The sequence below is a fragment of the Ruoffia sp. FAM 26255 genome, assembly GCF_045528525.1.
GTDB lineage: Bacteria > Bacillota > Bacilli > Lactobacillales > Aerococcaceae > Ruoffia > Ruoffia tabacinasalis.
This window is the reverse complement of record NZ_JBGQQX010000088.1, coordinates 1-4,491: the sequence shown is the minus strand read 5'-3', so window position 1 is coordinate 4,491 and position 4,491 is coordinate 1. Positions and strand designations below refer to the sequence as shown.

5 protein-coding genes are annotated in these 4,491 nt (G+C 37.5%); 1 reads left to right on the top strand and 4 read right to left on the bottom strand.

Annotation, left to right across the window (positions count from 1 at the left end; translation table 11 throughout):
- The first annotated feature begins 153 nt into the window (after window positions 1-153).
- On the top strand, window positions 154-354 hold the full coding sequence (locus ACEN31_RS11010) for a hypothetical protein (RefSeq protein ID WP_407109438.1): 201 nt from the start codon (window positions 154-156) through the stop codon (window positions 352-354).
- Window positions 355-458: 104 nt separating this feature from the next.
- Here ACEN31_RS11010 and ACEN31_RS11005 read toward each other — a convergent pair whose 3' ends face one another.
- The 4 genes from ACEN31_RS11005 to ACEN31_RS10990 form a co-directional block, all read right to left on the bottom strand.
- Entirely contained in the window at window positions 459-650 is a 192-nt protein-coding gene (locus ACEN31_RS11005) for a hypothetical protein (RefSeq protein WP_407089550.1), read from the bottom strand.
- A gap of 25 nt (window positions 651-675) precedes the next feature.
- Window positions 676-1,725 carry a hypothetical protein gene (locus ACEN31_RS11000; RefSeq protein WP_407109437.1) on the bottom strand — a complete coding sequence of 350 codons (1,050 nt, stop codon included), beginning with the start codon at window positions 1,723-1,725 and terminating at the stop codon, window positions 676-678.
- Between the two features lie 26 nt (window positions 1,726-1,751).
- On the bottom strand, window positions 1,752-2,369 hold the full coding sequence (locus ACEN31_RS10995) for a hypothetical protein (protein ID WP_407109436.1): 618 nt from the start codon (window positions 2,367-2,369) through the stop codon (window positions 1,752-1,754).
- 81 nt (window positions 2,370-2,450) lie between these two features.
- Complete coding sequence (locus ACEN31_RS10990; RefSeq protein WP_407109435.1) at window positions 2,451-4,238, bottom strand: alkaline phosphatase; 1,788 nt, start codon at window positions 4,236-4,238, stop codon at window positions 2,451-2,453.
- Between the last annotated feature and the right edge of the window lie 253 nt (window positions 4,239-4,491).

The window sequence follows — 4,491 nt, the reverse complement described above, 5'->3', positions numbered from 1 at the left end:
TAGATATTCTCCTTATGTTATTTGGTGGTACTTTTAATATAACGAATATCTGCGTCTTTTAGAAGACACAAAGATAGGGTTGATGACATTTTAATTTTTGTCATCAACCCTATTTATTGTAGAACCTTTTTTTAGCGATTATTTATTGTGGGGATGGAACTCAAGACAAATGGGATTGTGGTTTGGCTTGAGTTGAAGCAACTTGAGACGAATGGGATGGTGGTTTGGCTTAAGTTGAAGCAACTTGAGACAAATGGGATGGTGGTTTGGCTTGAGTTGAAGCAACTTGAGACAAATGGGATGGTGGTTTGGCTTGAGTTGAGGTTACTTGAGACAAATGGGATAGTGGTTTGACTTGAGTTGGAGTAACTTGAGACGAATTGAATTGGAGTCTGTCTTTAACCAACAAATAAAGAACCTAATCACATTTCTGATTAGGTTCTTCTCTTGCATTTTGCTTACTTACGATTTCTCGGATGATCCGGATGATGTGGGTCGCCACCATAGGTTTGTTCACGAGACTCTTCAAGCTTTTCTTCCTCTTGCTTATCTGAGCTATCTTTATCACGGTTACGTGGATGGTCTGGGTGATGCGGGTCGTTATAAACTTTGCGTTTCACTTCTTTTTCAGAATCTTTTTCAAAAGCCATTTATATTTCACCTCCAGGCGATTAATTAATTTGTTACCCAATTTTCAGCAGTATATTCACCATCAATTTCTTCAACATCTTCGGCCATAAACAAGCTTTCTCCATCAAAAACATATATGACAGAGTCATTAATTAACATCGCGTATTGAGGATTCAAGTCATCACTAAGTTGAACACTTTCAGGGTCAATCAATTCAACTTCGGTATCCTGTGGAAAACTTGTGTTAGTTCTTAGATGCATGGCTAGGACAAGTTGCATGAATTCATTCTCAGATTGGTAAGCCATCTTGAAATCATTATGCTCTATTAAATCATTATCAAAACTCTCTTGAAGTAATTCATATGTGTGGCTTTCTACCAAGAATTCATCTTCATGCCCTTCTTCAACCGATGAAAACTGCGTCATAATCTGCTCTTCACTATCTAGTCCGATTAAATGATTCACATCTACAGCAACCACATCATCAGCTAAGTATAGGCCAACATTTTGGTATACACGTGCGTTCTGGTGATTCTCTCTCAAATCAAAAGCTAAATTCATGTAGGGATATAAACGGTCTGCTTCTCCGTTCTCATCTAAAAGAACGACCGGTGAGATAGTTTTACCAATTAAGCCTGTACCCAAACCACCTTCGCCCTCTCGTAAAGCGCCTGTAAGAATGACTAAATCTTGATAGATTGCTTCAGTACTTTCAACTTCACCCTCTTCGTTTGCAAAAAATCTAATACCTTGCTGTTCTGGGGTATTCACAAAATAATAGGATAAGTTAAATAAACCATCTTCACTAATTGATAAAATCAATTCTAAATCAGTATCCAAATCTTCAACTCTAGCTTGGGCAGTATAAAGACCAACGTAATCATCAGTAGCTTCAGGTGCTTTATAGACGCTATCGTCTGGATTTAGTATATTAGCTGGTATGAAATTGGCATAATTCGTTCCATGTTCATGATGATTATCTGCTGCTAAAGTTTCAGTCGCATCATGGTCATGATCTTCTTCTGCCAAAATCATCACTGGATTCAGTGATAGCAATAAAGTAGTAGTTAAAAGTAGCGTCAAACATTTTTTCAATGGCTTCTTATCCTTTCAATTATTAATTAATTTGGCGTAATTCCAGCAAGATACTTATAAGTGATTCCATCTTGATCTTGCAACTTTCCATCAACTTCTTCAAGTACGAATAATTCTTCACCGAATAGTTGAATGTTCCACGCATCCTCTTCTTCAAGCACTGTTGGATTGGCGATTGTGTAATAAGCATAGCCATCTTTTTCCGTATAATAAATGCCTGGAATACGATTATTGATTAAGTTTAAAATATCTAATTGCGACATCTCAGGTGTAATCATTGATGTAATTTCTTCATAATCTGCTTGTAAATCATAAGGTAAATTATCTTCGCTTAAATAACGCTCACGCACGCCCTCAGAATAGTTTGATAAGTCTGGATAAGGAAATGAATGAAAGTCGGTTAACCATTGACTCTTTTCTAGCCCAGTTGCTTGGTCCGTTAAATCCTGTTGGTCTTTAATATAAATTAAAAGTTGATTTTCTTCGAATAATAAGCCTTCTATCGCATGATCTTCTGGTGCAATATAATAACCTTCAAAAGGTACATCAGACAAAATTTGTTCCTCTCCTTGAGCCAGTACACTACTCTTAGGGCCAATTAAAGTGAAAAGCAATCCAATCAATAAAAATAAATTTCTTTTCATAAATGTCTCCTAAAATTCAAAAGCGCAACGTTTAATAAATAACGCTGCGTTAAGAATTTGTTTAATCGAATTCCTCAGAGATTATTCAGCTGATTCTTCTTCAGTTGTTTCTTCTGCAGTCTCTTCTTCAGTTGATTCTTCTGAAGTTTCTTCTGCAGACTGTTCGGTTGTTTCTTCTGTTGACTCTTCTTCAGTTGCTTCATCAGCAGATGCTTTACCAGTTACTTTGATTGGTGCAATTGCTGTGTCGCCACCTTCGTACATACCCATTGCTGCTAATAATTTGTAAGCAATGTCGTTATTTTCAAAGTTTCCTTCGAACATCGCAGCTCCTGATCCGATTGCATAAACTGGAACACGCTCTGGAGAGTGGTCAACCGTCGTAAATGCAAAACCAGCTTTACGAGCTACTAAACGAGTTGATGCAATAGAGATTGGTAAGTAAGAGTGGTAGCCTTTGATAACGTCAGCTTGACCAGCGTTACGGTCTTCATACTCTAATTTAGATTGCTCAAATGCATAGCGTAATTCTTCTAAATCTAATGCAGATATTGCCATTAAATCAGTTTCTTCTGCTTCTGCTTCTGCTTCACTTGCTTCTGCTTGTGTTAATACTTCTTCAGTTGCTTCTAAATCAATGATGAAACCAAAGTTTTCTTCTAGTACTGGAACAAAATCTTCGAAAGTCATTTCTGGATTTTCTTCTAATGCTTCAGTAAAGATAACATCGAACTCTTCTTGAGATACAGCTTGGTTATCGATTAAGTGGAAGTAACTGTTGTATCCTGTCTCTGAGTTACCTATTGTAAATCCACCAGTTGGGTGGTCAGCTGTAACAACGATTAACGTTTCTTCTGGATGCTCATAGTAGAAGTTAATTGCTTCTTGGATAGCATTTTGGAAGTCAATAACTTCGTGAACTGTAGCAGCTGCATCATTCGCATGCTCTGCCCAGTCAATCTTACCAGATTCAGTCATCATGAAGAATCCTTCTTCGTTTGAACCTAATACTTCAACCCCTTTAGAAACCATGTCTGCTAATGTTTGCTCACCTTGGTCACGGTCCATTGAGTATTTCATTGAAGAACCATCTGCTTCAGATAATACAGCTGCTGGAGCATATACTTTACCTGAATCTGCAGTAATTGCATCAAATTCTTCTTGTGTATCTGCAACAGTATAGCCATTTTCTTCCATGACCTCGTACAAGTCAGGTTGACCTTCTTCACCCGTACGACCTCCTAGAGATCCTCCAGCGAAATAATCGAAGTCAGATAAAGCCATTTGTTCACCGATTTCATAATAGTTATTACGGTGCTCAACGTTTGAGTAGAATGCTGCTGGTGTTGCGTGGTTTAATGTAACTGTTGAAAGAATACCAATTGATTTACCTTCAGCTTTTGCTTTTTCAGCTACTGATTCTGTTTGTTCAGTGAAGCCAGGAGTTAAACCAATCACGTTTGAATCAATCTTTACACCGTTACCCAATGAAGTTGCTGTTGCTGCTGAGTCTGGCACATAGTGGTCTGCATCCGTTGGGTTTTGTAAACCAATTACTGGAAATTGTGAGAAGTTTAAAGGTTGTGCTTGCGCTACACCATTTCCTTCATTACCATTATCTGGGCCTAAGTAATATTCTGCCGCAGATACAGGGGTGTTCCCCATTCCGTCACCGATGAATAAGAATACGTATTTGGCTTGGTTTTCGTTTACTAGTGATAAATCTTCAGTTAAAGCGCGACCTTCTTCTAAAGTAACAACTGGTAGATCAGCAAATTGACCTTCTTCTTGTTTTGCAGAAACAAATGTAGGTGATACGACTGATAATAATACAGAAGCACATAATGATACTAAAAGAGATTTCTTCATTTTTTCAAAATTCCCCTATTCCATAAATTATTTGTATTGTATTACAAGAATTATTATAGCAATGTAATGCCTCTGTTGTCAAATCAAATGCAACACTATTGTTATTCAAAAGACATACCCCATTAAACTTTTAGGTATAGGGTTTCCCCCATGGGGGAAATGTCGCTTTTCGATTCTTTTATAACTCAAGTCTTTATTCCATTAAAGACAATTCGGTCTGGTAGGCTTCTTGAGCGGACATTAAACCGAGTAT